Origin of the sequence: Paraflavitalea pollutisoli, from assembly GCF_029360705.1 — a bacterium.
GTDB lineage: Bacteria > Bacteroidota > Bacteroidia > Chitinophagales > Chitinophagaceae > Paraflavitalea > Paraflavitalea pollutisoli.
Map to the genome: position 1 here is coordinate 143,915 of NZ_JARKMX010000008.1, position 26,369 is coordinate 170,283.

Genomic DNA, 26,369 nt, shown 5'->3' on the forward strand with positions numbered 1-26,369 from the left:
CCTGCTTTGGTTGATCGTAATGATTTTATCTTTGACGGTCGCCTTCGCACAAAGGCCTGCCTATTTAACCGACACCACTCAGATCGTGCGTTTTTACAAATTGATGGAAAGTCGTACGCCATGGCTGCAACCGGTCCTCTTGCAACAACTAAAGCACGCCTATCTTCAATTGTCCGGCACCGATCCGGCGGTCAGCTTTTTCCCCATCGGTTTTCTGGACTCGATCATCGATGGTTCACGTATCCTGCGCAACGAACCGGACAGCATAGCTGCCGATTTCCGGCTCACGGAAGCATCGATCAGGCTATTCACAACCATCCACTTTGGTACTGGTGCCACTCCGGTAGCCTATGATGGAATACGGGCTTCCACCTCCTGCATCGATATCACGCAACAATTGGTGGAGGCTGTTCATTCTGGGCGGATAGACAGCCTCACCAGCACCCTAAGGCCTGTGAACCAGCTCTACCGGGCACTACACGATACGCTAAAAGTGCTGATCAGGCGCGCTGAAGACACGGGAAACATAACCCTAACTTTCAAGGTCCGTCAATCAATGACCGGCAGGATCGATGCACTCCGAAAAGCGCTCCATACGGTGCAGTGGATGCAGTGCCTGTTGACTGACCGGTGTATAGTGGTAAATATTCCCTCAGCAACCCTGCATTATTACGAACAGGAAGAACTGCTGCTATCCTCCAGAATTATTGCTGGAAAGCCATCTGCGCCCAGCGGTACGCTCACCAGCGCGATCAGGGAGATCATCCTGTATCCTTATTGGACTGTTCCGGCAAAAATTACCCGCCGGGAATTGTTACCGATGATTAAAAGAAACCCGGATTTTCTCGAAGCGAACGGGTACCAGGTATTGCTCAATGGAAAACTGATCAAAACCTCTTCCATAGATTGGAATAGGTACAGCAGTAGCTACTTTCCATATACCCTTCGTCAATCCACGGGCTGCGACAATTCGATGGGCATCATCAAATTGAATTTCTACAGTCCCTATGGCATTTACCTCCACGATACGCCCTGGAAGCTATTGTTCAATGCTCCTTTCAGACACCTGAGCCATGGTTGTATCCGGGTAGAAAAAGTGCAGGAGCTGGCTCGTCTGCTGTTAAAAGAGGATAGCGTAGCACTAGATGCCATATTGCAAAAGGGAGATGCATTAAATACCACACCAACCATTCTGGCGTTGAAGAAACCAGTAGTAGTGGTGATTGTATACGAAACCGCCTGGCCCGACATCAATGGCAATGTTCGTTACTACAAGGACATCTATCAGAAACGCGTGGAGAAACAAGAGAGATGAGGGGCGCATTGAGTAAGATCATACGGCTGTGATAGTAGCACCGCCGCCCGGTGCCAGGGATGGCAGTAGCAGCGGAAACAATTGCACCTCGGCCTCGATGGCCAGCACATCGGAGGGCCGGCACAAGGTAGTGCCCGGGTTCATGATCGCTGCACTGCCACAGGCTATTCCCCGGCGCAATACATCGCGCAGCGAAAAGCCCTTGCTGAGCGCGTACACCAATCCGCCAACCATGCTGTCGCCTGCTCCCACGCTGCTTCTTGGTTTGATCACAGGCGGTACTGCCCGGTAGCATTCATCGACAGTTACGAGGAGCGCACCACGTGCATCCATCGATACTACGACAATATTGGCCTGCCCCTTATCGACCAACCGTCGGGCTGCCTCGAGCGCCTGGGATTCATTCAATGCTGTTTTGCCGTACAAACCGGCCAACTCGGACAGATTGGGCTTTACGAGGTACACGCCAGCCTGTAGAGCTGCCTGCAGGGAGCTGCCGGCTGAATCGACGATCAAACGGGCATGTTGATGCTGCACAATGGAAGCGATTCGATGAAACAGGTCTGTGGGTGCTCCTTCCGGCAGGCTACCACTAACAACGAGGTATTCCATACCGCCGGCATGGGCGAGCACATCCAGGCATTGTTCCCATTCCGGATGGGTTAGCGGCTCGCCGGGCATGCCCAATCTGAATTGTCGTTGTGTAGCAGATTCAGTCAGGATGATGTTTTCACGTGTGCTGTGAACGGCTGGCACCAACAAACTATCGACCCCTTCGTCATCCAGCAATTGCCGCAAGCGGTCACCGGTTGGCCCACCCGCCGGTAACACGGCAATGGCAGATAAATCAAGTCTTTTTAATACACGCGCTACATTAATACCTCCGCCTTCGGGCTGTACCTGGTCGATCGTACAATGTAATTTCTTGTCCGGCAGCAGTACCGGTACGGAAATGCTCTTGTCGAGACAAGGATTGGGGGTAAAGGTGTAGATACCGGCCATGACGTTATTGATTGAAGGATAAAGCTACACCGCACCCCTCCTCCATCCGATGATCCAGGTCATCTTATCCGCTAATAACGGTCAGCGTGTTCCGATTGTGGTGGTGAAGTATGAATAGAGCGCCTGATCTTCCATTTAACGATCTCCAACCACCCCGTACTCAGTGCAGCTACGCCCAGGCAAGCCAATAACTGATTGGCAGGCAAATGGCTCAGAGAAAACAGACTGCGCACCGATGGTACCCAGAGCAGGCTGCCAATGAATGCCAGCGTAATGACCGTGACCAATGGCACCAGGATGTTTTTGTAGCGAATGGTGGTAAAAACTGAATAATAGAAAGACCGGTTGAGTTGTGTCAGGAAGATATTGCTGAACAGCAAGGTAACAAAGATCATCGTGCGCACCATACTTTCATCATGCCCGGTATACAGGTGATAATAGCCGATGCCCAGACAGCCGGCAGTGATGGCCAGCCCCTGTAGCATGCTCACGAGCAGCTGACGAAAGGATAGAAAACTATAACTGATCTTCCGTGGTGGCCGGCTCATGGTGCCCGCCTCTACTGGTTCATGTTCATAGATGATCGAGCAGGTAGGCCCCATGATCAACTCGAGGAAAATGACATGCACGGGTGAAAAAATACCGGTAAAGGACCAGCCCAGCAAGAGGGGCAGCAATACAATAAGTATGATAGGGATATGAATACTGATGATGTATCGGATCGCTTTCTGCAGGTTATCATAGATCTTTCTTCCCAGCCTGATGGCATCCGTCATGCCCTGCAGGTCATCGTTGGCCAATATCAGCGACGCGGCGCTTTTGGCCACTTCACTCCCACGCACGCCCATGGCTACACCGATATGGGCCGCTTTCAACGCCGGGGCATCGTTGACGCCATCACCCGTCATCGCGACAATTTCACCCGCAGCTTTCAGCGCATTGATCACTTTTAACTTGGCTTCTGGATACATGCGCACAAATAGTGTCGTCTTGGCCACTGCCAGTTCCAATTCACGCGGGTTCATCTTCATCACCGCTTCGCCAGTCAGCCACTGCGCATGTCCGTCCAGACCGGCCTGCCGGGCAATCGTCAACGCGGTGGCCGGGTAGTCGCCCGTGATCATCTTTACCTGCACGCCGGCCTTCCGGAAACTGTCAATGGTTTGGGCAATACCCGGTTTTATAGGGTCTTCAAACACCAGCAGTCCCAGAAACGTGAAGGTGAAATCTTCCTGGTTGTCCGGCCAGTTCAAATAGCTGCTCTCCGCTTTGCCAACAGACAATACCCGGTACCCCTGCTGAGCATATTGTTCTGCCCGGGTGAGGTAACGGCTACGGTCGGTATCGTGCAGCCGGCTGTTGCGCAAAACGGCTTCCGGTGCGCCTTTCACGGCAATAATGGTTTGTCCTCCGCTGTTACGAAATATATGGGTCATCATCGGCGGTACACCACCCAGGGGGTACTCATGTACCTGGGTAAAGAATGGTCGCTCGTCAACCGGCATAATTTGTTCATATAGGGCATGGATAGATTTTTCCATTGGATCGAAAGGAGTGGTTTCACTCGACCACATGGCATACGACAATAATTCTGCCGGGCACTCTCCCGGCGCCCCCGGTGTAAAAACGTTCCCGGTGGCAGCTTCGTAAAGACACACGATCCGCATTTTGTTCTGCGTCAGTGTACCCGTTTTATCAACACAGATGACGGTAGCCGCCCCTAGCGTTTCTACATACTGCGGCTGTTTTACGATCACCCGTTTTCTTAGTAACCGATAAGCGCCCAGTGCCTGAAAGGTGCTAAAAGCTACCGGGATTTCTTCGGGGAGTATACTCATTGCCAGGGTGAGCCCTTGTAAAAAGGCGGTATTGAATTGTCCCGACAAATACAGGTTAACCCCCACCACCACCACAAAGGCAACAATGCCCACCAGTACCATATTGCGCACAAACTGGTGTATCTGCCGCTGCAAGGGCGTCTTTTCCACTGCGACCTGCACGAGTGATTCGCCAATTTTGCCAAATCGGGTAGACTGGCCTACAGCCTGCACCTGCATGATGCCGCCACCGGATGTTACCAGCGTACCTTTCAATACTTGATCATCCGCCCCGGGAGCCTTGACAAGGGCATACGATTCGCCCGTTAGCACGGATTCGTTGACCGTGAGGTCATGGGAAGATAGTAAAGTGCCATCGGCCTGGATAATGATACCCTCCTCGAGCAAAACGAGGTCGCCCACGACGATCTCTTCGGAAGGGATCGTAGTTGTGGTGCCAGCCCGGATCACCCTGGCGCGGGGTGCAGCCAGCTTGTTCAGGGCTTTGATGGCATTGGAACTGCGAAAATCCTGGTATAGCGAAATGCCACTGACCAATAGCAAGGCACCCAGCATGATGAAGGCATCCTGCACCTGGTGCAACACGAAATAAAGGATAGCCGTAACTACCAGCAACAGGAACATCGGCTCTTTGACCATACCCCACAGGGCGCTCCACAATACAGAACGCTCATCTGCCTTTGTTAGGTTCGCACCATAACGTTTTCGGTTGGCAATAACCTGGTCTGCCGTCAAACCTTGCCGGTCAATTGAATTATCCATAGGTGTAAATTATACAAAACCTGCTGATTGGCGCGCGGTACTGCCGAATGCTATGCAATAAGGGCGGTATGGAAATACCGCCCTTTGTCCGTTATGATCCCCAAAACAAACCGCAGCAGGCATGTAGCCTGGCGGTATTTACACTGCTAAAACTTAATAACACAAGGCAGTCATGTCCCTCTAGCTGGTTTCGCAACAGGGCAATGCGTGGTGTCTTTCGCTTTATTAAGTACTTTACGCCGCTACTAATTCGATGCACCTTGCAATTGCTGCAACGCCTGTTCAGCCTTGTTAATGTTCTCCATACCCGCCAGTAGAGCGTCGGGGTTGAAAGAAATACTATCGATACCTTGTTCAGTGAGAAACCGCGCGAATTCTGGAAAATCGCTGGGAGCCTGTCCACACAGCCCTACCTGTGCTCCTTTCGCATGTGCGTCATGTATGAGCAGACTGATCATTTTTTTGACTGCCTTATTTTGCTCATCAAAGAGTGCGGCCACCGTCGCTGAGTCACGATCCACCCCTAGCGTTAACTGGGTAAGATCATTGGAGCCAATCGAGAAGCCATCAAAAAGTGCAGCGAATTCGTCGGCAAGCAGTATATTGGAAGGAATCTCGGCCATCACCAATACTTTCAAACCATGCTCCCCACGGGTAAGGCCATGCCGGCTCATCGACTGTAGCACTTGTTCACCCTCCATCACCGTGCGGCAGAAGGGAACCATAACGCTTACGTTGGTCAATCCCATGATTTCGCGTACAAACCGGATAGCGCGGCATTCCAAAGCAAAACCTTCGGCATACCTGTCGTTGTAATACCTGGCTGCACCTCGAAAGCCCAGCATTGGATTTTCTTCGACCGGCTCAAACTCATTTCCCCCCAGCAGATTCGCATATTCATTGGTTTTGAAATCGCTGAGCCTTACCACGACCTCCCGGGGATAAAAGGCAGCCGCGATCGTAGCGATTCCCTGCGACAACTTATCGACGAAGTAGGCACGTTTATCGTCATAGCCAGTAGTCAGCTGTGCAATGGCGGCTTTGGCTACCGGGTCCTGTAAGGTATCATATTGTACCAACGCCATCGGATGCGCCTGGATCGCATGGGTGATGATGAATTCCATGCGTAACAGCCCCACCCCTTTGCTGGGATAATAAGACAGACTGAATGCTTTATCCGGATCACCCAGGATCAGCATGACATCGACCGTCTCCGGTTGCCGCAAGGCAGTAAAGTCCAGGCTTTGTTCTTCATACCGGCATTTACCGAAATACACATAGCCCGTTTTGCCTTCTGCACAGGATACAGTGATAAGGTCACCATCGTTGATCTTCGTGGTGGCATCCAGGCAACCTACCACCGCCGGCACACCTAGTTCGCGGGCAATGATCGAAGCATGGCTGGTACGACCACCCCGGTCGGTGACAATGGCGCCGGCGTTCTTCAACACCGGGTCCCAATCGGGGCTCGTGCTATCTGTTATCACGATATCACCGGGGTTCAGTTGGCCTGCGTCTGCAGGCGAATGCAGTACACGTGCCTTGCCCAAGGCGATTTTGTGGCCGATGGCTGCACCTTGTGTTAGCACCCGTCCTTTTTCTTTCAGGGTATAGATACTCACGATACGGGGATTGCGCTGGCTATGTACCGTTTCGGGCCTTGCCTGTACGATGAAGAGGGCGTCGGTCAGTCCGTCTTTTGCCCATTCAATGTCCATCGGCTTTTGGTAATGATCCTCGATCAGCAATGCCCACCGGGCCAGCGTGGTCACATCGTGATCGCTTAGCACAAATGCGTTCCGCTTATTGGGTACCGTATCGATGTTGATGGTACCCTGGCCGTCCGGCGCATATACCATCGTTTTTGCTTTTTCACCCAATTTCTTCTGCAACAGGGCGGGTCGGCCTGTGCGTATCCCTTGTTTGTACAACAGGTACTCATCCGGGTTAACCATACCCTGTACCACATTTTCGCCGAGGCCCCACGAACCGGCCAGGTGAATGACGCCCCTGAATCCTGATTCGGGTTCCAGCGTAAAGAGCACGCCTGCGCTTCCCTGGTCAGCCCGCACCATTCTTTGTATCCCCACCGATAAGGCCACTTCGTTGTGGGCAAAACCATTGTCCTCCCGGTACTTGATGGCCCGGTCAGTATACAGTGATCCAAAGCATTTATGCACTGCTTCCAACAACTCCGATTCATTGGTAATGTTGAGGTAAGATTCGTGTAGGCCCGCAAAGCTGGCCTCCGGTAAATCTTCAGCAGTAGCACTGCTGCGTACGGCGACGGCCATCTCCACGTTGCCCACCAGGGCACGATAGGTAGCAACGATTTCGTTGCTGAGGTCTGCGGGCAGCGGCGCCTGCAACAACAGCGCACGCGCTTGCGCGCCGATCTCACGCAGGTTGGCAAATTTGTGCCGGTCCAGGTGTTGCATCAACCGCTCCAGTGGTTCCACGAGGTCATTGTGCTGCAGGAACAAGCGGAAGGCAATGGCAGTGGTAGCGAAGCCATCCGGTACGGCAATCCCTTTGCTTCCCAACACTGTGATCAGTTCACCCAACGACGCGTTTTTACCACCTACGACAGCAACGTCGCGCATTGACACCTCCTTCAGTTGTTTTATATAGATACTCATGGCAATGAGATGACTTGATTATTTGTTGTGTGCGATGAATAGGGGCATCTTCTTTTCCATCATCAGCAAATCGGCCATACTGGGCCTGAACCAACGCGACACCATGCCCCGGCGATATGCCCCCAGCACCAGTAAAGTGTCTTCGCCGAATGACCGGAGGTGCCGTAATATCTCCGTTTCAGGATCACCATGCAGCACCACATAGCGGGCCGTCGCGAAATGTCTTTTCATAAACTCTTTCATCAGGTGATTGTCGGGTACATGGCCCGACAGGCCAGGCTTTTTCACAGTCACCACTTCCACTTCCGAATCGATGAGCTCTGCCAGGGTATAGCCAAACATGCGCACGGCAAATACGGAACTGGGCTCTCCATCAAACAACAAACAGACTTTTTTAATGGCTTTGAAATGATCGGGTACTACCAGCACCGGGCACTGCACCGATTCCAGCAAGTCACGCACAAACCGCGTGGGAGGATTCTCCGTATAATGCGTCAATGTTTCCTGTTCGCTGATGATCAGCAGGTCGGCATAGATGCTTTCGTGGATCAATTCCTGCAAAGCAATATTGCGGTCGTGGTGCACGGAATAATCCACGGATGCGTTGTCGCACGCTGTTGTAAATTGTTGCGCGGCTACAGAACGCATACCGATATCTCCTTCTTCCAGCCTGGTGCGTTTTTCCTCCTGTACACCTTCCGGGCCGACCAGTTCGAATATCTTATAACTATGGTAGGTAACATCATCGAGAAAAACAGCTACCAGGTGTGCGCGATGTTTAGCGGCGATGGATACCGCGTACTGTATGGTGGGCTTCGAGAGCTTCAATCCATCCAAAGCAACCAATATTTTTTTCATATAAATGATTTGACTGTTAGCAACGATACCAAAGTTATTGGAAGCGAAAGGCAAAGCCCATGACAGTTGTTAAGTGAATGGCTGATGGTCATCAGTGACAGGCAGGCTCAGATCGAGTACTGCTGCTCCTTTCAAGGCACCGCTGCGCAGCGCCGCCAACGCCTCATTCGCCTGGTGCAGTGCAAACCGTTTTACCGCAGCAACAATGGGCACTTTGGGGGCCAGGGTAAAATAAGCTTCGGCGTCCTGCCGCGTCAGGTTCGCGACGGAGGCAATACTTCTTTCCTCCCATAAGAGCCGGTAAGCAAAGCCGGGTATATCACTCATATGGATGCCTCCACAGATCAGCTGGCCGCCTTTATCGAGCTGGGCCAGCGCCTGCGGCACCAATTCTCCTGCTGGGGCAAAAAGGATGGCAGCGTCAAGACGTACCGGCGGTGGCTGCGTTGAATCGCCTGCCCATACGGCCCCCAGGGCACACGCAAAATCCTGGATGGCGGAATCGCCCGGGTTGGTAAAGGCATAGACATCTTTTTGTTGCCAGGCCGCCAGTTGTGTCAGTAAATGCGCCGCTGCCCCAAAGCCGTATAACCCGATGTGTTGGGCGTTGTTGTCGATCTTGAGGTAACAGCGGTATCCGATAAGGCCTGCACACAACAAAGGTGCACCGGCAGCATTGGCATACAGGGCTGGCAACCGAAAGCAAAAGGCTGCCCACGCAACCGTGTATTCGGCAAAGCCGCCATCGATCGTATAACCAGTGAATAGCGATTTGTCGCAAAGATTTTCCTTGCCTGCCAGGCAATACCGGCATTGACCGCAGGTATACCCCAGCCAGGGTATGCCTACCTGGTCGCCTGCCCGCAGGTGCGCTACGCCGGCACCTGCCAGCACCACTTCGCCAACGATCTCGTGACCGGGTACCAGGGGCAAAGCAGGCTGCGGCAATTCTCCATCGGCAATATGCAGATCCGTGCGGCAAACGCCACAGGCAATGACCTTTACCAATACTTGCAGATGACCAGGTGCCGGTACCGGCAGGGTGCACAGGGCCAGCGGTTGCCCGGGCGCTGTCAGCACCATCGCACGCATGTTGGCTGGCACTTGCATTTGAATCGTTTTAGGGTGATTAAAAAGCTGCAGCATGTTGACCGGCAGGCATCAGTTGCACCACCCGACTATCTGCCGGATCATACAGCTTTTCGTAGTATTCCTGTGCTAGCCGTTTGCTGTCGAAATAGGGTAATATATCCCGCATACCCTGTTGCACGATCGACATCCATCTTTGCGGATCGTCGTAAAACATCGGCAATATCGCCTGCTCCAGCAGGTTGTACAAATGATTGGCCTCGATGGCATCCTGTTCGTGATCCGCTTTATCCGGCGGTGCCGGCGGAATGACAAAACTGTTCACCTTATCACGGGCAAACTCGGGAAACCAGCCATCAGGCATACTGATGTTGACGGCTCCATTCATGGCAGCCGACATGCCACTGGTACCGGAAGCTTCATGTCGCATACGGGGTACATTGAGCCAGCCATCCGCCCCCTGCTTCAGCCACCGCGACAACTGAAGTTCATAACCCACCAGCGTGGAGCAGTTGCGGTATTGCCGGCAGGTATGGACGATGCGGTCGAAAACACCGATCGCCGTATAGTCCATCGGGTAAGGCTTCCCCGCCCAGATGATCTGAATGGGACGTTTTTCATTCGTTACCAGGCGGTGAAACCGGTCAGGATCCGAGAGCAGCAAAGCAGGCCGTTTATAGCCGGCAAAACGTTTGGCAAATACAAGGGTAAATACCTTTTCATCCAGTATCTCACCATTCTGGTCGGCCACCAGTTCAAACAACTGTTTTTTAGCATAAGCTTTCAGGGCTGCTACCGTGGCGGTATCGCCCGCCTGCAGCGCCTCATACATTTCTTTATTGGCCCAATAGTCGAAGTCTTGCGCATTGGTGATCGTTTGCCAGGGTGGCATGCCCGGTACTTCCCCGAACCAGGTATTGAGTGTTGTGACATGTAAGGCAGAAACGCCATTGGCGCGTCCGGCAAAACGCAAGGCGCAACGTGTTTGATGTAAGGCTGGACCGTTTCCACCCATTAATTGTTTCACTTCGGCTATCGGAACATGACAGAAAAAGCCCATTTTCTCCAATAGCAAATAGTCCATTTGCCTGTTGCCGCCCTGTTCGGGCGTGTGATTGGTATACACCAGCCTTTTTTGAACCTCCTCTATCCGCAGGTAACGTTTGTACAGGTAAAAGGCCAGTGGCAGCGCATGCGATTCATTGAGGTGGAAAAGGGCCGGCTGCCAATCGAGGTAATCGAATAATTTCATCGTGCCTACCCCGAGTAGTATGGCTGCAGCAGTTGTAGTTTCAGGATTCGCATCGTACAATTTATGGGAGATGGTTTTAGAGAGATAATCGTTTTCCGGCACGTCGGTGCTCAACAGGAACAAGGGAGCCGTCCGGAAAATTTCCGGCCGTAGATACCATACCTCCACCCACACTTCGTGTCCCGACACCTCAATGGTAAAACGGATTCCGGTTTGCTCCAGGAAACCGTATCCTTTTTCCTGGAACAGCATATCCATCGTCTGATCACTTTTGCGCACCTGGTCGTAGTAGCCATATTTCCACAGGATGCCTACTGCTACCAAATTTTGCCGCAAGGCGTAGGCGGCCCGCAGGTGTGACCCTGCAAGAAACCCAAGCCCACCTGCATAGATCTTAAGCGGTTGATGTATCGCAAACTCCATACAGCAATAAGCTACCGGCTTGCGGAAGCGGTCGTCGAAAACATACGGGTGTTGAAAAGTGAATGGCATAGCCGGCAAGCTATCCTACCTGTCAAACACAGGTTACGACAGGCGTCAGTTGTTGACCTGATCATTGTCAGGGATGCCGGCAAGGCAGGAAGGTCAGCCGCCAGACTGACCCCTGTCATTGTCCTGACCGTACAGTGCTCATACCTTTAACGTAATACTATTACAAAAACGGTATGAATACACTGCGCTACCGTATCGTCAATGGCATTACCCTGTACCGGCTGCTATCGGCCCCGGTCCTGGTTGCCATTGCCTGGCAAAAGAACGAAGAGCTATTCAAATGGTTGTTGGCCCTCAGTTTTTTGACAGATATGGTGGATGGCCGTATGGCCCGTTGGCTTAAAGTGACCAGCCACTGGGGGGCAGCCCTCGATTCGCTGGCCGACGATGCCACTGTTGTGGCCGGGCTCCTGGGTGTCATCCTGTTGAAGCCGGCTTTTTTCTGGAGTCAACTAGGCTTTATCCTACCGCTACTGATCCTGTTGGCTACGCAAATCACCATGGCCATCGCCCGTTATGGAAAACCCAGTAGTTTTCATACCCACCTGGCCAAATGGGCAGCCTTGTTGCAGGGCTTGTCATTGATATTGCTTTTCTTCCTGCCGCAACCACCCTGGTGGCTGTTTTACGGAGCGATCGTAGTAACAGCACTTGACCTGATCGAAGAGATCGTGCTGGTGATCCTGTTACCGCATTGGAAAACTGATGTGAAAGGCATTTACTGGCTGTACCGTTCACCCCTAAATCATCGAGTGTGACGCAGGTCTTACTATTACTGTTTACCCTGGCAGTGATGCAGCAACGACCTGCTGTCGCTACGCCGCCAGTACCCATACTTTGTTACCACAACATCCGGGCAAGTCTGGAGGGGCACCGGCCCGATTATACCATCGACCGTGAGCGCTTCAGGCAACACCTGCAAAGTTTATATGACAGGGGTTACCACACCATCACTGCTCATCAGTTATACCAGCACCTTACCCATGGTACTGTGTTGCCGGAAAAGCCGGTAATGATCACTTTCGACGATAACCGGCTGGAGCATTTTACGGTGGCAGCGCCCATCCTGCGCCAGTTTGGGTTTACCGGGGTTTTCTTCATCATGACGGTTACCATCGGCAAGCCAGGTTATATGACGGCTGCGCAGATCAAACAACTGGTCGGTGATGGTCACACCATCGGTGTTCATACCTGGAACCATCCCGATATGCGCCACCTTACGCAGGAACAATGGCGGGTACAGGTAGACCTGCCTCGCCAAACACTCGAAAGAATAACGGGTCAACCGGCACCGTACTTCGCTTTCCCTTACGGAGCCTGGAACGAGGCTGCTTTGCTACAATTGAAGTCGCGGGGTATGAAGCTGGCTTTTCAACTCAACGGCAAAACAAGTAGTATAAATGCCCTGTACACGATAAGGCGGCTGGAAGTAGCCGGAAACTGGCAGCCTGCAAGACTGTTGCAAGCCATGCGATCGGGCCAGTCCGGTAGCTAATAGTGACGATAATCATACTGCCCTCCCATGGATATCATAGAGAAGCACTGCTGCACCATACTATTTTTATTAAAAGCAAACGCATGAAAAAGATCATACTGGCCTTATCTCCGCAGGCCATCAATACCCATACGATTTCATTTGCAGCCTACATCGCACAATTGACGCGATCATCCATCACCGGGGTACTGCTCGATAACCTCAAAGCGGAAACGGCCCTGCACATCAGCACCGATCATGAAGGTACCAACATCAATCTCGAAAAGAAAATGCCGGCCATGACCCGTGAACAAGCTGGCATCATCGATGAGACGAAACGGGCATTCCTGACATACTGCAATGAACAGGGTATCGCCTGCCAGGTACACGAAGACAAAGGGTTGGCGGTGGAGGAATTGATCCTGGAAACCAGGTACGCCGACCTGCTGATATTGGATCCGGAAATGAGTTTCGCCGGGCATCCGGAAGCTATTCCTACCGATTTCACCAGGCGGGTGTTGCTCGATGCTGAATGCCCGGTCTTTATAGCACCCCTTGGCTTCGATGGTGTGGAAGAAATCCTGTTTACCTATAATGGCAGTGCCAACAGCATGTTTGCGATCCGGCAATTTGCTACCTTGCTGCCGGAGCTTCACACCAGGCCGGTAACGGTATTACAGGTTAATGACACCCAGGATAACCAGCAACCTGCGTTGGATAAATTGAAAGCCTGGCTGGAGACACGTTATACGACGATCCACTTCCATAAGCTTGCAGGAACACCGGATGCCGCATTGCTCAGCTACCTCGTGGAAAAAACAAAAACAGTTGCCGTACTCGGCGCCTATGGCAGGAGCCAGCTATCCCAGTTATTCAAACCCAGTGCAGCTAAGATCCTGATCAAAACAGTACCCCAGCCTCTTTTCATTGCTCATAAATGACCCGTATTCATGAAACACTGTTTACCGTTGCTCCCTGCCACCCGGTTGCCCCAATGGATGTTGGTCGGACTATTATTAACCGCACACCTCGCGCAGGCACAAGGCAAATCTCCTTTGGCTGTTGCAGCGCCGGAAGATTCGGTGACCCTATACCTGACTTTCGACGATGGTATTATTCCTGCCAGCGAAATGTTACAGACGCTGACAATGGAAGAAGCAGCGCCTATAACCGTTTTCTGGATTGGGAAATTTGTATTGCACAGCGATACGACGCGCCGCATCTGGCGACTACTGGAAAACAATGCCTATATCACAGCTGGCAACCACAGTTATAGCCATGCCAATAGTCACTATCACCAGTTCTTCCACGATCCGCAACAGGTGCTGGTTGATTTTCGCACCAACCAGGATAGTCTCCAGTTTGTTACCCACCTGGCCCGCCTGCCCGGCCGTAATACGTGGCGTCTTGCCGCACGAAAACGGGATGACCTGCCGGACGGAAAAGTCGCCGCCGATTCACTGGCAATGGCTGGCTACACCGTCTTCGGCTGGGACCTGGAATGGAACTATACCGCCACCAACAACCAATTGGAGTCGGTCGACGACCTGCTGTTCCGGATCAAACAGGTGTTACAATACCATCGCTGCTTTACGCCTGGTCACATCGTCCTGCTTTGCCACGACCCGGCATTGTCCAATCCTGTCAGCATAACAGTTCTACGGCAGTTTATCCGGAAGGCCCGGCAAGCTGGCTTTCGCTTTCGTTCACTTATGCAATATCCTGATCAGCGGGTGATACCATAACTCCTGATGCCAATCAGGCGCCTTGCTGACCAGCATCGTTTGAAACAGCCTTTCGCACGACGTAATTTTCAATACATCCAAACTTAAAAAACAAGGAGGTTAACATGTCCACCAAAGAATTAACAAAAAGACCTGCGCAGTTTCCCGCTATATGGGATGATTTCTTCCGGCCTTGGAACGACTTGTTTCCCAATGGCTTTTCTCCACTGAAGTCTGCCACCATTCCCGCAGTCAACATCACCGATGCCAAAGATGAATACAAACTTTCGCTGGCGGCTCCGGGACTTAAGAAAAGCGACTTCAACATCGATATCGATGGCAATATGCTCACCATTAGCTGCGAAAAGGAAGAGAATAAGGAAGAGAAAGACGGTCACCATACGCGTAAGGAATACAGCTACCAGTCTTTCAGCCGTTCGTTTACCATTCCGGACGAGGTCGTAAAAGACAAGATCGAAGCCAGTTACGACGACGGTATTTTGAAAGTAGCCCTTCCCAAAAAAGAAGAGGCGAAAAGGCTATCGGTATCCAAACACGTTACCGTAAAGTAGGTTACCGCGTTGTTTTTTTTAGTGTAGCACCCGCCGGAGTCCGGCGGGTCTTTCTTATACACCACTAAATTAGCAGCGACTATAAACGATTGAAATCACTCGCGTTATTATTTCACTAATACCGTTATGAACAACACCCCTGCCCCTATTCAACCGAGTCGCTGGTGGTCACCACAGGCGATCATCCTGCTGTTACTGCTGTTGTATTTCGGCAGTCCCTTGTTGGTGCCGCTTTGTTACGGACTATTTATTGCCATCGTGCTGTATCCGCTGTGTAAATGGTTGGAGCTGCATAAGGCGCCACGCACCCTTGCCGTAGCGCTTTGTTTGTTACTGGTCATCCTTCTTTTCCTGGCACTGGCGGGTCTGTTGCTGGTAGAATTCAATTGGTTCCTGAAAGATCTGCCCCGCTTGCTACAGGCATTGCGGCCCCTGGTTAAAGACATACAGAACACATTGGCACACTGGCTACAGATCCCCCCCGAAGAATCTGAGGCCTGGTGGCAGCAACTAATAGCCGGTGCACGCAGTCAGGTGCCAGGAGCCGTCGGTACTTCGATCGCAGGCACGGGCACTATCGCCGTGTCACTCTTCCTCATTCCCGTATATGCCGCCTTGTTCCTGTATAACCGGCACCGCTTTGTACAGGCACTGGAAAGGATAATACCCGAAAGGTACAAAGAACAGTTGCCAGGTATATTGCTGGAGGTTATACACAGCTACCACACTTTTATCAAAGGCATGGTCATGGTATACCTGGTAGTAGGTGTGTTGAATAGCTTGGGTTTATTATTGCTGGGAATTCCGCATGCGATCTTATTTGGCATGCTGACGGCCGTCATGACGATCATACCCTATGTAGGCATACTGGTCAGCGCTTTGTTGCCTATTTCTGTTGCCTGGCTTACCAAAGGATCTGTCTGGTACCCGGTTGGTGTTGTGGCTATTTTCGCAATAGTGCAGTACCTGGAAGCCAATTTGATTTTTCCGAGGATTGTTGCGGCACAATTGAAAGTAAGTACCTGGTCTACCCTGGTGGCCATTGTAGCCGGCGGTATTTTGTGGGGTGTGTCGGGAATGATTTTATTTATACCCTTCATCGGTATAGCCAAACTGGTATTGGACCGTGTGGGTGACGATGGACCGATCAATAGTTTGTTGACAAGATAAAGGTCAGATCATATGTCAATACTTTGTCAACAGCATCAAATACGCTAATAAACGACAATATGCCCCGAACCTGCTTTGCCGGGGTAAGGGGTTTTAAACAGGCAAATATGTAGAATACCATCCTGGTAGCCAGCTTCCGCGAAATCCGGGTCGACATCTGGCGGCAACAATACGATGCGACGGAAACAGGACCTGCTGCCCCTGGCGATCGGCGCCCCACGTTCATCCGGCCAGGGGGCTTGCCGGATGACAGCTGATATATACAGCCGTCCGTTACCACTGGTTATGAAAAAATCTTCCCGGTGTAGCCCGGGAACCATTAACTCAATCCGGTAATGGTCTGCCGACGCTTGTATACGCACAGGTGGTGCAATGACCCGTGTATGTCTGCTGCGTAAAGCCTTCTTGACGGCGGAGGCATCGGCCGGTAAAACACGGTAGGCACCAGGATACACTGAAACTGGTTCGCGCTTCTTGCTGGTAAGAATATTGGTAATCATATCGGTAAGTTAAGCAACCGGCAACCTGCTATCAATGACGACGGTCAGTATTGGGGTTAATTCAATAGCAATTGTGTCTCCTGTTGTATCAGCAGGTTTTTCCAACCTTGCAGCCCAGCTCTTAGGGCCGTTTCCAGCAGTATTGAATGCTCTACCAGCGTCAGCACCACCACCAGTTCCTCCTGCAATTGCAGCTGCCTGTCATTACTGGGCGCCGGCCCCATGCTGGAGTACAACGTGGTGCTCAATTCGCTGCTAAAGCGCTGGTATTCATCATTAAAATACGCTATCAGATCCAATACGGCATCGATGTCCTGCGCACTGGTAATGGCAGCAGCGCAAAAACAAGCTTCGGTCACCAACGCTTGCAAATTGCTCAACAACCTGTCGTACACCTGCCGCTGCATGCATTGAACAAACAATTCAAAAGCATCCACCAGGATCAACAATACACGGCAATCATGATCAGCCTCATGGCTTTGCAACTGCTGTGTCAATAGTTGATTGAAATGCCGGAGACTACCTGTCAACCGGTCATATTGGCTGCGGTGTTCATGGGCCAGTAAAGAAACCACCGGTTGCACTGCGGTCAAATGACTGATGGGAGCAGCGGCGATGGATCCAATGACGCTGGTTGGGGTGTATCGATGAGGCGGATACGATTGCACCAGTATATCGCCCCACTGAAATCCCGGAGCCAGTAAGCGCGGTGGATCACGACGGTAAGGTGCCGTCAAAGCGCGTAATCGTTGAATATCCATATAGTTGGAATTAAATAACCGCAGCACCGGAATCAACGTTAGCTGCACGGAATACAATAGCTAAAGGTAGCCAGTGAAAAGGCACGCGGTTATGACGGTTATCAGGTCGTTTGCTGACCGCACACATGTCCTACTACATTTACGGGAAAGCGTGACACCGATAACAGCTGCTTAACAAGACGGGCAAAAAGTTAAATAAAATGGATAATGAAAAAAAAAGGTTCTACAAATATGCCTACCTTTAATCACCTCCTTACGGTACGCACCTGGTACTGTTGATACATAAATCGGTAACAGTATGGGAACTACCACTATTCCATCAGTACTCGCTATCAATGAAAAACACCTCGTAGAAGCGTTGTTCGTGCATGCCTCTATAGGTATCCTGGTCACCAACGAAAGCGGTGAGATCATATTGGCCAACCCTTTTTTACTCGAACGCTTTCATTATAAGGCAGAAGAATTATTGGGCAAGAAAGTTGAGATGCTTATTCCTCCCAGGGTTCACCAGCGGCATACCATTCATCGTCAACAGTTTATTGCCCATTTACAAAACCGTCCGATGGGAGCCGGCATGGACCTCTTTGGTATCCGTAAAGACGGTACCGAGTTTCCCGTAGAAGTTAGCCTCTGTCATTACAGCAACACTACTGGACAATTTGTTGTGGCTTTTGTTAATGACATCACCATCCGTAAAACAGACGAACAGGAGATCAGGCGGCTGAACGACAAATTGGAGATGAAAGTAGAAGAGCGTACCCGCCAATTACAAGACACCTTACACAAACTGGAAGAATCGAAAGAGGAACTGACCAGGGCGCTGGGTAAAGAAAAAGAACTCAATGAATTGAAGTCTCGCTTTGTTTCCCTCGCTTCCCACGAATTCAGAACTCCGCTCAGTACCGTACTCTCCTCCGCCTACCTCATCCAGCAATATCCCACCACCGAAGACCTGCCCAAAAGACAAAAACACATCGATAGGATCATTTCCTCAGTAAGTACGTTAACGGATATTCTCAATGATTTCCTATCAGTTGGCAAGATCGAAGAAGGAAAGATCGCAGTGAAGCCAGCTACCTTCAATGTGAAAGACTTCATTATCCGCATCCTTGAAGAGATTCGCAACATCCAAAAACCAGGTCAGCAGATCAGCTACCAACACCATGGCCCCGAACTGATACTACTCGACGCAACCTTGTTAAAACACATTCTCCTGAACCTGGTCTCTAACGCGATCAAATTCTCTCCCGAACAGTCACACATCACTGTTAACAGTCAGTTTGACGGTGACAAACTGAACTTATCAGTAAAAGACCACGGCATCGGTATACCGGTGGAGGAACAACAACATTTGTTCGAGCGCTTTTTCCGTGCAGGCAATGCTATCCATATTCAAGGCACAGGCCTTGGACTGCACATTGTAGCCAAATATGCCGAATTGATGAACGGTCGTATCCATTGTGATAGCCGTCAGCATGAAGGCACCGATATGCAGGTGACCTTTACCATACCCGAAGCCATGGAAATACCCGACGAAGGGTGATGAATCAGACCAAGCTGCCATTCCCAACCTAACCTGTACATTATGAGCGTCAAGAAAATCTTACTGATCGAAGACAATCAATTGATCCGCGAAAACACGGCGGAAATACTGGAGTTGGCCAACTACCGGGTTTTGGTAGCTGAAAATGGTAAGGATGGTATAGAGGCTGCTATCCGTGATGTACCTGACCTGATTGTTTGCGACATCATGATGCCCGTACTCGACGGCTACGGCGTACTGCACCTGTTGCAAAAGAACACTGCGTTGCGCCATATACCCTTTATCTTCCTCACAGCCAAAGCCGAACGGACTGATATGCGCAAGGCCATGGACATGGGGGCCGACGACTACCTCACCAAACCTTTTGAGGCAACAGAATTATTAAATTCCGTCGAAAGCCGCCTGAAGAAAATACAGCTCGTCAAGATGGCCGAAAATAAAGGCCTGGAAGGTATAGAAGAACTGATTCAGATCTCCAAGGGCAATCCTTCGCTCGAAAGCCTGGCAGCCGATCGCGATACCATGACCTTCCGAAAAAAACACATGATCTACCAGGAAGGTCACAGGCCTTCCAGGCTCTACTATATCCAAAAGGGTAAAGTAAAAGCCTACAAGACCAGCGAAGACGGCAAGGAGTTTATTGTAGGGCTATACCAGGAAGGAGATTTTTTTGGTCATGTAGCCTTACTGGAAGGAGGAAACTATAAGGAAACAGCCGCGGCCCTGGAAGATGCCGAGGTGGCCTTGATACCCCGCCGTGATTTTGAAGAGTTGATGTACTCCAGCCGGGAGATCGCCCGCAAGTTCATAGCGCTGCTTGCCAAAAATATTACCGATATGGAAGAGCAGCTGGTGCGTATTGCCTATTATTCGTTGCGCAAGAAAGTGGCACATGCCCTGGTTACCTTACACCACAAATACAAAACAGATATCAGGATCAGCCGCGAAAACCTGGCTACCCTCGCCGGCACAGCCACCGAATCACTGATCCGTACCCTCGGCGATTTCAAGTCCGAACAACTGATCGAAATCAAAGAGGGAGCCATTCATATTGTCAACGAATCGAAACTGCAAAACATGAACCTGTAAAAAAGCTTCCATGATGACTACAACGATTCGATGAAACTATTGAATTGACTGCGCAGATCGCTGAACGCCAGGCCAAGTGTCTTGAGGTCTTTGCGCAGTTTTTTCTGGTTGTGCACGATCACCTTCAAGGTACCGTCTTCATGCAGGAATCTCGCTAATGTCTTTTCCAATTCAGCCGCCTCCTGTCGCATAAGTGCGATCACCGCATCTTTTTGCAGCAACCATTCCTGGAATTGCTCAACGGTTACCATCAGCTCGGTGGGAAAAGCGTTGTCGCGCAATACTTCAGCCAATCGCGTCTTCAATATGACGTTTTCCTGCAACAGGAACTCCAGTAAACGATGTGCTGCCTCGTTTTCATATTGGAACTGCCTGACTTGTACATTCTCGTGTTTCATACCTGCAATACCGCGCAAAATAACTCCTACTGATCGTTGGTTACCCAACCAAAATCAGCGGGGGCTATGATACCTATCAGGCATCGGGTCAATCCGCCGTGCCGGGTGGCACTCACCTGCGGCACAATGATCATGGTCACTATCATCATTGAATATCGTCAGTGCCGGTCGACCCGATGACGTCTTGCAGGGCAACCAATGACCGTCATCATTGTCACGCAGCCGGCAACCCTTTACCTTACCGCTAAAATCTAGTATATGCACACCGATTTCAACAAATACGCCGCTAAAGGCAACGAGGTGCTACACCTCCTCGCCGACGAATTGCACCTGACACGCAAAGAAGCGCTTCGGATCTTGCGCGCTGTATTGCATACCATCCGCGCCCATGTAAGTGTGGAAGAATCCTTGCAGATCATCGCGCAACTACCGGTAGCGCTGAAAGGGCTGTATGTTGACCAGTGGAAATTGACCACCAATGTGTGGCGCACTCGCCATGTACATCAGTTCATGGAGGAGGTGCGCCAGCACGATGGAGTAGCCGCAACCCGTGATTTTGGCCTGGAAGACAAAACCGAGCAAACGGTCATAGCAGTTTTCTCTGCCTTAAGCTATTACCTGTCGGAGGGGGAGCTACACGATATGCTGGCAGCATTTCCGGGCGAAATACGGACATTCATTCAAAACGGGCTGGAACGAAACCATATCGTTTTCTAACCACAGTGGCGCGAACAGGCAAGTAAACCCTGCCGGAACCATCCGGCAGGGCTTTCAATTCAGGAGGTAATGGACAGCTGCCACCGTTTTAGGTCCGGTAATCGCTGCACAGCCGCTTCCACAATATCTTGCGGAATTTTTTGTTCGTCCATTTTCTCTATCACCAGTGACTTCATTTCTTCCAGCGTCATCGTGGGATGAATAAACTGGCCATGGGCGTAACAATACTTGCAGTAATCCTGGCTGAGTGATCCATCGAATTCCGTTCCGCGCAGGGAAAGATCGTCGATAGGCATACTGCAGCTTTGACAAAAATGTTTCGGTTCCATATGCTGATTTTTGAAATTTGGGTAGGTGTACGCTTGCCCCAATAAAAAGGACCGGACTTTATCCGGTCCTGCGATGCAGCAGTTCCCGGTTCCTTTTACAGTTCCGATCATCTGCTTGCCATCACGCCGGCCTCAGGAAACTCCTGTATTCCGACTGATACAAAAATACTACCGGCTTATCCCTCCAAACCATGATCACCGTCAGTCCGATCGGTGATATTCATGTAAGCTGTAAAGGCGAGGCCGGAAAAGTACTTACAGGTTGTACAAGCTTACAGTGACGAGCGTCATAGGATGGGCCTGCAAACAATAATACATTTGACGCAGGAGCTGGTAAAGATTTTGCCACCGACGACCGGATGGCATCACCCTAAAATACATGGTCATGCACACACACCTTACACAGGCTGCCGGGCAGCTGACTTCGATGTTGAAAATGTATAGGCAGGATCACCCGCTGGTGATGGGCATCTTGCCGGGTGGTGTAGAAATGGGGGCTTATATAGCCCGGCAATTAAAAGTGGGGTTCACCCCGTTGATCGTTCAATCATTGATTTACCCACTGGGACGCAAATTCGTTTTCGGTGCCGTGGCAGAAGATGGCAGTGTATACCTGCACCCAACGGGGGAACAAAAAATATCGCAGGAAATGATCGATATACAGGAAGACCTGGCGGTCCGGATCATTGGCTACCGCAAAAAAACATGGCGCCGGCTTTATCCGTTGCCCAACCTGGGTGGTCGCACGGTGATCCTCTCCAACGACCATATAACCACTGGAGCCTCGATGGTGGCAGCAATAACCATGTGCCGCAACCAGGGTGCCTACCGCATCGTCGTCGCCATACCTGCAGCACCACGCAGCAAGATCCCCCTGCTGCGACAGCAGGCAGATGTGGTCATCACGCTGCCGCAAGATGCCATTGCAAGCGCCGCAAAAGACGCTTTCCTCAGCCAGGTCACGACCGATGAAGAGGCCCTGGCGCTGCTGAAACCAGCGAAAACTTCCCCGCCAACGCCTGCCAGGTCCCGTGTAGGTGCTACGGAAAGGCGGCAGCCTGGCAAACGATCAACCAGCAAACAAAATACCGGCATCAAAACCAAACTGGCGCGATAATATTTATCATCTCTGCATAAAAAAAAGGGCTTCTCGCGAAGCCCCCTCGTAGTGTACAGCAGATAACCACTATTTGAACCGCAGGTTCAGCGACACGATGTTGGCATTCATTTGAATGTTCTTGGTGTAATGTCCGTACCGCAATTCAAGCATATTGAAATGTTTGATGCCTAAGATCGGTTTGGGAGGCGACAGCCGTAGTCCCGCACCCAGAAAGTGGCTGTTGAAGTCAGACAGGTCATAGTTGCTCGTATAAAACTGTTCCGCTGCCGTATGCGTTTGATACGGCGCAAAATAATTGACAGCTGTCTGGTGATAGAAGCGATAGAACGGACTCACCGAAAAGAAGGGCGTAATCTTCACGGGTACTTCAATATTGGCCGTATGCGACCGGATACCCCAATCGTCCTGGTAATACCTGTAGTAGGTACGGATAATGATACGGTCGCCCAGGAAATAATTGGCGCGTACGCCCACTGGCAACTTGAACCGACTGTCCGGTAATTTTTCCTGGTGTACAGAGCCATCTTTAAAATACACGCGGTAAAAAGGCAGGCTCAGGAAGCCCTGTTGCTGCACCACATCGGCGAGTAACGCTACCTGCAGATTCTTATTGATCACCTGTGTCCAGGATAAGGAAGCAGCCAGCGTGGTGCGGTTGTCGGTACCGTAACCATCATCCCCGAGTCCACTACCCGTTCGCAATTCTTCGGGTGTCACCAGTTTTACCTGGTCGAAATAACCCTGCAACCGGGCGCTGAACTCGCCACTGCGATCGCGTGTCTTCTGCGAAAAGCTGAGGTTGACGCCGAACGACTGGTAATCGAATTCGGTGGATGATGAAATACCAACGCCAAAACTCCTACCCTTCTTTTCGTTTTCCACCGTCCATGTCAGCGATGGATAGATCCGTGTATCGGCATGCGAGGCCGAAGAATTGGCTTTGAGGTCAATCTTGTCGGAAGAGGCGGAAGTGTAGTGGTCGATACCCAACTCGAAATCGAACGTGTGCTTGCGCCAGCGTTTATCGTATTTACTCAGCTTCACATCAAATACATTGGCGATATCCGTGAGGTGCTGATCGCCGATGCCGCCGGTAACGGCGGCATGATCGCCTTGCTGCACATAATAGCTCGAAACCAGGTTCACTTCTTCCACCTTTAGTTTGCGGGTATGGAACCCCGTGGTATCCGGTGTCTGCTGACTGTATGACCGCAATAGGGCCAACAGGCCCAGTGCCGTCAGAAAAACTTGCTTCATCTGTGGGTTCTTTTTACGTTGATCGATCAGTTACAGCCACAACCGCCGCCCGATTTGCCGGCATTGGCACCGGAAGCCCCTTCGCGGTACGATTGGAAATTCAGTTCTGTTTTCTCGGTTTTGCGGTTGCCCAGCGTCATTTCACTGTCGTTCAATTTCGCTTTCTGGTACTCCTTGACCGTCGTACATGACGGCAGGGCCAGCAGAACCGTAATCACTGCTGCCAGCCAGCTGGCAGCCCATTTTTTTGCATTGCTACTCATATTAAACGGATGTTGTTGGACGTGTAGATCTTGTTGTGGTCGTCGACCAGGATACAGGCCAGGTGATCGATCTGGTTGATCAATGAAAGGCCGGCCCGGATGCCCATCACCATCACCGGTGTCGCCATCGCATCGGCAATCTCCGCGTAAGGACTGATGATGGTCACACTTTTAATCCCTGTTACCGGTAAGCCGGTTCGGGGATTGATGGTATGTGAATAACGCTTGCCGTCGATCTCCGCATACTTCTCGTAATTGCCAGAAGTGGCTATGGCCATATTGGATATGTTCAAACTGGAAAATGATTGCCGGGCGTTGTCCGGATGCGCAATACCGATCGTCCATGGCCGGCCATCGGCCTGGCATCCCCAGGTAATGAGATCGCCCGATGCATTGACGATGCCGCTTTTTACACCCGCCTGTACCAGTACCGCTTTGGCCCGGTCGGCGGCATACCCTTTTCCAATACCGCCAAACCCGATACGCATACCGCGTTCCCGCAGCATAACCGTTGACGCCTCTTCATCCAGCAATACGTTGCGGTAATTGATAAGCCGCACCAGGTTCCTTGCTGTAGCCGCATCCGGCAAAGCCGTCAACTGCTGATCGAAATTCCACAACCGCTTGTCGATAGAGCCATAGGTGATATCGAAAGCACCATCGGTGAGTGCCGATATGCGCAGCGACCGATGTATCAGCTCAAACACTTCCTGCTCAACGACCACCGGCCCGATGCCGGCCTGCGCATTGATTTGGTTCGTCACACTGTTGTCGCGGAAAGTCGTCAGCAATAGCTCGATGCGCCGGATCTCTGCAATCGCCAGGGTGATCTTTTCGGCAGCCCATGATGCGTCCACCCCTACAATGGTGATCTCGAAATGATTGCCCATCAACCGGGCCGATTGTTTATATTCCTGTACCGTGGGTTCAACGAGTATAGGCATGGCAGGCAGCTTTGAGTTGATCGATAAACAATTGCCGGTTGGCTTGCGGATAACCATCCCAGCTCCGCAACACCTTGCCGGCGGTATCCAGCAGTACGGTAAAGGGAAACTTACCCTGTGGATTGTAGGCATCGGCCATCGACTCATTGCGTTGCTGCTGCATTTTCGGTAGCTGGTTCTTTTTGCTGCGCGGGAAATCGGCATTGCACAACACGAGGCTGCTATCGGCAATGGCCCCGAATGAGTCACTGTTAAACACCTCTTCTTTCAGCCGCATACACGGGCCACACCAATCGGAGCCTGAAAAATTGAGTAGAATGAGCCGGTTACCAGCTATAGCTTCTTTTTTGGCCGTTTCGAGGTCGGTATGCCATTGAATAAAAGAATGGGCTGGCAAGGCCAGCATCAAAAGTAAGATCCACTTCATGCAATGTCTTTTTGGTGATCAATCAAAAACCATGGCCGATGCAGTTGAACAGCATGGTGTTGTCAATGAAATCAGGGATGGGTTATGGTTCTATGGCAAGGAACCAATGGTTGGTATTGGTAAAAATAACGAAATGGGCTACTGGCTGGTATATACACAGGATCCATTAACAACCGGTTTACATTCGCTTCAGAATGTCTTTAGAATTGATCCTCGAATACGCTATTGTGTGCACCGCATTGCGCAAAAACCGGTAACAAATCCACTACCATTTAAAGAAGTCGGTCCAGTGACGCTCCCGCTTGCGTAGTAAGCGGGTAAGCAAGTGCATTGTCCAGCCCAACAGGCTTAGTAAGTTTGGTGGCTGGTGTTGTACCTGCTGCCATTGATGGTGCAGGTCCGCTCCGAGTCGTGCGCGCTTCAGCGAACGCTTCAGTTGCTCGGCCCGCAACTGATCAATGTTCCTGATCGGTTTCATGGCCTGCGTCGTTTTTGAAAAGTTGTTGTATAATATTGTTCATCACCGGTATCCGAATCCATTGCTCTTTGATCATCCAAACCACGATACCGGCCAGGAGGTACACCCCGCCCATGGCCAGCCAGCCCGCCCAGGGTAATTGCAGCCAGTTTGAAATGGCCAGCGCCCCGGCGACGCTTACAAAAAGCAGGAAGAAGAAAAAGACCAGCGCCACCAGGGCGCCGGCTACCAGGTTCGACACCAGCAGGGAGATCTTTTCAGCAGCGGTGAGTTTAGCTGATTCCACGCTGACTTCTACATATTCCCTGGCTGTCGACACCAGTTCCCGGATAGTTGTTTCCATAGCTGCCATGTCG

The 26,369-nt window shown here is 51.2% G+C and carries 27 protein-coding genes; 11 read left to right on the forward strand and 16 right to left on the reverse strand.

The features are described from left to right. The first annotated feature begins 19 nt into the window (after window positions 1–19). A complete protein-coding gene (locus P2W70_RS14710) occupies window positions 20–1,315 on the forward strand; it encodes a L,D-transpeptidase family protein (protein WP_276482240.1) in 1,296 nt (431 codons plus the stop codon). Window positions 1,316–1,333: 18 nt separating this feature from the next. On the opposite strand, the gene P2W70_RS14715 is transcribed toward P2W70_RS14710, so the two are convergent. The 6 genes from P2W70_RS14715 to glgP form a co-directional block, all read right to left on the reverse strand. Further along, on the reverse strand, window positions 1,334–2,317 hold the full coding sequence (locus P2W70_RS14715; RefSeq protein ID WP_276482241.1) for a 1-phosphofructokinase family hexose kinase: 984 nt from the start codon (window positions 2,315–2,317) through the stop codon (window positions 1,334–1,336). Between the two features lie 71 nt (window positions 2,318–2,388). After that, window positions 2,389–4,917: a cation-translocating P-type ATPase gene (locus tag P2W70_RS14720; protein ID WP_276482242.1), complete on the reverse strand. Its 2,529-nt coding sequence runs from the start codon at window positions 4,915–4,917 to the stop codon at window positions 2,389–2,391. Between the two features lie 245 nt (window positions 4,918–5,162). Then, window positions 5,163–7,556 (reverse strand): phosphoenolpyruvate synthase, encoded by a 2,394-nt coding sequence (gene ppsA, locus P2W70_RS14725; protein WP_276482243.1) that lies wholly within the window; start codon window positions 7,554–7,556, stop codon window positions 5,163–5,165. A gap of 18 nt (window positions 7,557–7,574) precedes the next feature. Then, complete coding sequence (locus P2W70_RS14730; RefSeq protein ID WP_276482244.1) at window positions 7,575–8,414, reverse strand: universal stress protein; 840 nt, start codon at window positions 8,412–8,414, stop codon at window positions 7,575–7,577. 69 nt (window positions 8,415–8,483) lie between these two features. Beyond that, window positions 8,484–9,524 carry a zinc-dependent alcohol dehydrogenase family protein gene (locus tag P2W70_RS14735; protein ID WP_276482245.1) on the reverse strand — a complete coding sequence of 347 codons (1,041 nt, stop codon included), beginning with the start codon at window positions 9,522–9,524 and terminating at the stop codon, window positions 8,484–8,486. A 19-nt stretch (window positions 9,525–9,543) separates the two neighbouring features. After that, window positions 9,544–11,247, reverse strand: coding sequence for an alpha-glucan family phosphorylase (gene glgP / locus P2W70_RS14740; protein ID WP_276482246.1), 1,704 nt, complete (start codon window positions 11,245–11,247; stop codon window positions 9,544–9,546). A gap of 173 nt (window positions 11,248–11,420) precedes the next feature. Here glgP and P2W70_RS14745 point away from each other — a divergent pair, with 173 nt between their 5' ends. From P2W70_RS14745 to P2W70_RS14770, 6 genes are all read left to right on the forward strand, one after another. Next, on the forward strand, window positions 11,421–12,005 hold the full coding sequence (locus tag P2W70_RS14745; protein ID WP_276482247.1) for a CDP-alcohol phosphatidyltransferase family protein: 585 nt from the start codon (window positions 11,421–11,423) through the stop codon (window positions 12,003–12,005). Next, window positions 12,002–12,742, forward strand: a complete 741-nt coding sequence (locus tag P2W70_RS14750; RefSeq protein ID WP_276482248.1) for a polysaccharide deacetylase family protein — start codon at window positions 12,002–12,004, stop codon at window positions 12,740–12,742. Before P2W70_RS14745 ends, P2W70_RS14750 begins: the two co-directional genes overlap by 4 nt. A gap of 83 nt (window positions 12,743–12,825) precedes the next feature. Next, the gene (locus tag P2W70_RS14755; RefSeq protein ID WP_276482249.1) at window positions 12,826–13,662 is read left to right on the forward strand and encodes a universal stress protein; all 837 of its coding nucleotides are present in this window, start codon (window positions 12,826–12,828) and stop codon (window positions 13,660–13,662) included. A gap of 9 nt (window positions 13,663–13,671) precedes the next feature. Beyond that, window positions 13,672–14,466, forward strand: a complete 795-nt coding sequence (locus P2W70_RS14760) for a polysaccharide deacetylase family protein (RefSeq protein WP_276482250.1) — start codon at window positions 13,672–13,674, stop codon at window positions 14,464–14,466. A gap of 104 nt (window positions 14,467–14,570) precedes the next feature. Beyond that, window positions 14,571–15,017: an Hsp20/alpha crystallin family protein gene (locus tag P2W70_RS14765; RefSeq protein ID WP_276482251.1), complete on the forward strand. Its 447-nt coding sequence runs from the start codon at window positions 14,571–14,573 to the stop codon at window positions 15,015–15,017. 126 nt (window positions 15,018–15,143) lie between these two features. After that, the gene (locus tag P2W70_RS14770) at window positions 15,144–16,187 is read left to right on the forward strand and encodes an AI-2E family transporter (RefSeq protein ID WP_276482252.1); all 1,044 of its coding nucleotides are present in this window, start codon (window positions 15,144–15,146) and stop codon (window positions 16,185–16,187) included. Window positions 16,188–16,231: 44 nt separating this feature from the next. Here P2W70_RS14770 and P2W70_RS14775 read toward each other — a convergent pair whose 3' ends face one another. Together P2W70_RS14775 and P2W70_RS14780 are read right to left on the reverse strand one after the other, a co-directional pair. Then, window positions 16,232–16,687, reverse strand: a complete 456-nt coding sequence (locus P2W70_RS14775; RefSeq protein WP_276482253.1) for an Hsp20/alpha crystallin family protein — start codon at window positions 16,685–16,687, stop codon at window positions 16,232–16,234. A 56-nt stretch (window positions 16,688–16,743) separates the two neighbouring features. Beyond that, window positions 16,744–17,448 carry a hypothetical protein gene (locus P2W70_RS14780; RefSeq protein WP_276482254.1) on the reverse strand — a complete coding sequence of 235 codons (705 nt, stop codon included), beginning with the start codon at window positions 17,446–17,448 and terminating at the stop codon, window positions 16,744–16,746. Between the two features lie 298 nt (window positions 17,449–17,746). Here P2W70_RS14780 and P2W70_RS14785 point away from each other — a divergent pair, with 298 nt between their 5' ends. Together P2W70_RS14785 and P2W70_RS14790 are read left to right on the forward strand one after the other, a co-directional pair. Beyond that, window positions 17,747–18,991 (forward strand): PAS domain-containing sensor histidine kinase, encoded by a 1,245-nt coding sequence (locus P2W70_RS14785; protein WP_276482255.1) that lies wholly within the window; start codon window positions 17,747–17,749, stop codon window positions 18,989–18,991. 42 nt (window positions 18,992–19,033) lie between these two features. Then, window positions 19,034–20,080: a response regulator gene (locus P2W70_RS14790; RefSeq protein WP_276482256.1), complete on the forward strand. Its 1,047-nt coding sequence runs from the start codon at window positions 19,034–19,036 to the stop codon at window positions 20,078–20,080. Between the two features lie 17 nt (window positions 20,081–20,097). Here P2W70_RS14790 and P2W70_RS14795 read toward each other — a convergent pair whose 3' ends face one another. Next, window positions 20,098–20,478 (reverse strand): hypothetical protein, encoded by a 381-nt coding sequence (locus tag P2W70_RS14795; protein ID WP_276482257.1) that lies wholly within the window; start codon window positions 20,476–20,478, stop codon window positions 20,098–20,100. Between the two features lie 258 nt (window positions 20,479–20,736). Between P2W70_RS14795 and P2W70_RS14800 the strand changes: the two genes are divergently transcribed. After that, window positions 20,737–21,195, forward strand: coding sequence for a DUF2267 domain-containing protein (locus tag P2W70_RS14800; RefSeq protein WP_276482258.1), 459 nt, complete (start codon window positions 20,737–20,739; stop codon window positions 21,193–21,195). Between the two features lie 59 nt (window positions 21,196–21,254). Here the strand turns inward: P2W70_RS14800 and P2W70_RS14805 are convergent, their stop codons facing one another. Further along, on the reverse strand, window positions 21,255–21,524 hold the full coding sequence (locus P2W70_RS14805; protein WP_276482259.1) for a zinc ribbon domain-containing protein: 270 nt from the start codon (window positions 21,522–21,524) through the stop codon (window positions 21,255–21,257). Between the two features lie 385 nt (window positions 21,525–21,909). Here P2W70_RS14805 and P2W70_RS14810 point away from each other — a divergent pair, with 385 nt between their 5' ends. After that, window positions 21,910–22,641: a phosphoribosyltransferase family protein gene (locus tag P2W70_RS14810; RefSeq protein WP_276482260.1), complete on the forward strand. Its 732-nt coding sequence runs from the start codon at window positions 21,910–21,912 to the stop codon at window positions 22,639–22,641. Between the two features lie 69 nt (window positions 22,642–22,710). Here P2W70_RS14810 and P2W70_RS14815 read toward each other — a convergent pair whose 3' ends face one another. From P2W70_RS14815 to P2W70_RS14840, 6 genes are all read right to left on the reverse strand, one after another. Then, complete coding sequence (locus tag P2W70_RS14815) at window positions 22,711–23,901, reverse strand: DUF3570 domain-containing protein (RefSeq protein WP_276482261.1); 1,191 nt, start codon at window positions 23,899–23,901, stop codon at window positions 22,711–22,713. Between the two features lie 26 nt (window positions 23,902–23,927). Continuing rightward, window positions 23,928–24,164 (reverse strand): DUF4266 domain-containing protein, encoded by a 237-nt coding sequence (locus tag P2W70_RS14820; protein ID WP_276482262.1) that lies wholly within the window; start codon window positions 24,162–24,164, stop codon window positions 23,928–23,930. Next, on the reverse strand, window positions 24,161–25,108 hold the full coding sequence (locus P2W70_RS14825) for an FAD:protein FMN transferase (protein WP_276482263.1): 948 nt from the start codon (window positions 25,106–25,108) through the stop codon (window positions 24,161–24,163). The genes P2W70_RS14820 and P2W70_RS14825 overlap by 4 nt, the downstream gene beginning before the upstream one ends. Next, a complete protein-coding gene (locus tag P2W70_RS14830; RefSeq protein ID WP_276482264.1) occupies window positions 25,092–25,535 on the reverse strand; it encodes a thioredoxin family protein in 444 nt (147 codons plus the stop codon). The genes P2W70_RS14825 and P2W70_RS14830 overlap by 17 nt, the downstream gene beginning before the upstream one ends. Before the next feature lie 265 nt (window positions 25,536–25,800). Continuing rightward, window positions 25,801–26,013: a hypothetical protein gene (locus P2W70_RS14835; RefSeq protein ID WP_276482265.1), complete on the reverse strand. Its 213-nt coding sequence runs from the start codon at window positions 26,011–26,013 to the stop codon at window positions 25,801–25,803. Further along, window positions 25,991–26,356, reverse strand: coding sequence for a phage holin family protein (locus P2W70_RS14840; RefSeq protein ID WP_276482266.1), 366 nt, complete (start codon window positions 26,354–26,356; stop codon window positions 25,991–25,993). The genes P2W70_RS14835 and P2W70_RS14840 overlap by 23 nt, the downstream gene beginning before the upstream one ends. Between the last annotated feature and the right edge of the window lie 13 nt (window positions 26,357–26,369).

Bases quoted from the DNA above. Each gene is read 5' to 3' on its own strand.
- P2W70_RS14710 (WP_276482240.1), top strand. From the start codon at position 20: ATGATTTTATCTTTGACGGTCGCCTTCGCACAAAGGCCTGCCTATTTA.
- P2W70_RS14715 (WP_276482241.1), bottom strand. From the start codon at position 2,317: ATGGCCGGTATCTACACCTTTACCCCCAATCCTTGTCTCGACAAGAGC.
- P2W70_RS14720 (WP_276482242.1), bottom strand. From the start codon at position 4,917: ATGGATAATTCAATTGACCGGCAAGGTTTGACGGCAGACCAGGTTATT.
- ppsA (WP_276482243.1), bottom strand. From the start codon at position 7,556: ATGAGTATCTATATAAAACAACTGAAGGAGGTGTCAATGCGCGACGTT.
- P2W70_RS14730 (WP_276482244.1), bottom strand. From the start codon at position 8,414: ATGAAAAAAATATTGGTTGCTTTGGATGGATTGAAGCTCTCGAAGCCC.
- P2W70_RS14735 (WP_276482245.1), bottom strand. From the start codon at position 9,524: ATGCAAGTGCCAGCCAACATGCGTGCGATGGTGCTGACAGCGCCCGGG.
- glgP (WP_276482246.1), bottom strand. From the start codon at position 11,247: ATGCCATTCACTTTTCAACACCCGTATGTTTTCGACGACCGCTTCCGC.
- P2W70_RS14745 (WP_276482247.1), top strand. From the start codon at position 11,421: ATGAATACACTGCGCTACCGTATCGTCAATGGCATTACCCTGTACCGG.
- P2W70_RS14755 (WP_276482249.1), top strand. From the start codon at position 12,826: ATGAAAAAGATCATACTGGCCTTATCTCCGCAGGCCATCAATACCCAT.
- P2W70_RS14760 (WP_276482250.1), top strand. From the start codon at position 13,672: ATGAAACACTGTTTACCGTTGCTCCCTGCCACCCGGTTGCCCCAATGG.
- P2W70_RS14765 (WP_276482251.1), top strand. From the start codon at position 14,571: ATGTCCACCAAAGAATTAACAAAAAGACCTGCGCAGTTTCCCGCTATA.
- P2W70_RS14770 (WP_276482252.1), top strand. From the start codon at position 15,144: ATGAACAACACCCCTGCCCCTATTCAACCGAGTCGCTGGTGGTCACCA.
- P2W70_RS14775 (WP_276482253.1), bottom strand. From the start codon at position 16,687: ATGATTACCAATATTCTTACCAGCAAGAAGCGCGAACCAGTTTCAGTG.
- P2W70_RS14780 (WP_276482254.1), bottom strand. From the start codon at position 17,448: ATGGATATTCAACGATTACGCGCTTTGACGGCACCTTACCGTCGTGAT.
- P2W70_RS14785 (WP_276482255.1), top strand. From the start codon at position 17,747: ATGGGAACTACCACTATTCCATCAGTACTCGCTATCAATGAAAAACAC.
- P2W70_RS14790 (WP_276482256.1), top strand. From the start codon at position 19,034: ATGAGCGTCAAGAAAATCTTACTGATCGAAGACAATCAATTGATCCGC.
- P2W70_RS14795 (WP_276482257.1), bottom strand. From the start codon at position 20,478: ATGAAACACGAGAATGTACAAGTCAGGCAGTTCCAATATGAAAACGAG.
- P2W70_RS14800 (WP_276482258.1), top strand. From the start codon at position 20,737: ATGCACACCGATTTCAACAAATACGCCGCTAAAGGCAACGAGGTGCTA.
- P2W70_RS14805 (WP_276482259.1), bottom strand. From the start codon at position 21,524: ATGGAACCGAAACATTTTTGTCAAAGCTGCAGTATGCCTATCGACGAT.
- P2W70_RS14810 (WP_276482260.1), top strand. From the start codon at position 21,910: ATGCACACACACCTTACACAGGCTGCCGGGCAGCTGACTTCGATGTTG.
- P2W70_RS14815 (WP_276482261.1), bottom strand. From the start codon at position 23,901: ATGAAGCAAGTTTTTCTGACGGCACTGGGCCTGTTGGCCCTATTGCGG.
- P2W70_RS14820 (WP_276482262.1), bottom strand. From the start codon at position 24,164: ATGAGTAGCAATGCAAAAAAATGGGCTGCCAGCTGGCTGGCAGCAGTG.
- P2W70_RS14825 (WP_276482263.1), bottom strand. From the start codon at position 25,108: ATGCCTATACTCGTTGAACCCACGGTACAGGAATATAAACAATCGGCC.
- P2W70_RS14830 (WP_276482264.1), bottom strand. From the start codon at position 25,535: ATGAAGTGGATCTTACTTTTGATGCTGGCCTTGCCAGCCCATTCTTTT.
- P2W70_RS14835 (WP_276482265.1), bottom strand. From the start codon at position 26,013: ATGAAACCGATCAGGAACATTGATCAGTTGCGGGCCGAGCAACTGAAG.
- P2W70_RS14840 (WP_276482266.1), bottom strand. From the start codon at position 26,356: ATGGAAACAACTATCCGGGAACTGGTGTCGACAGCCAGGGAATATGTA.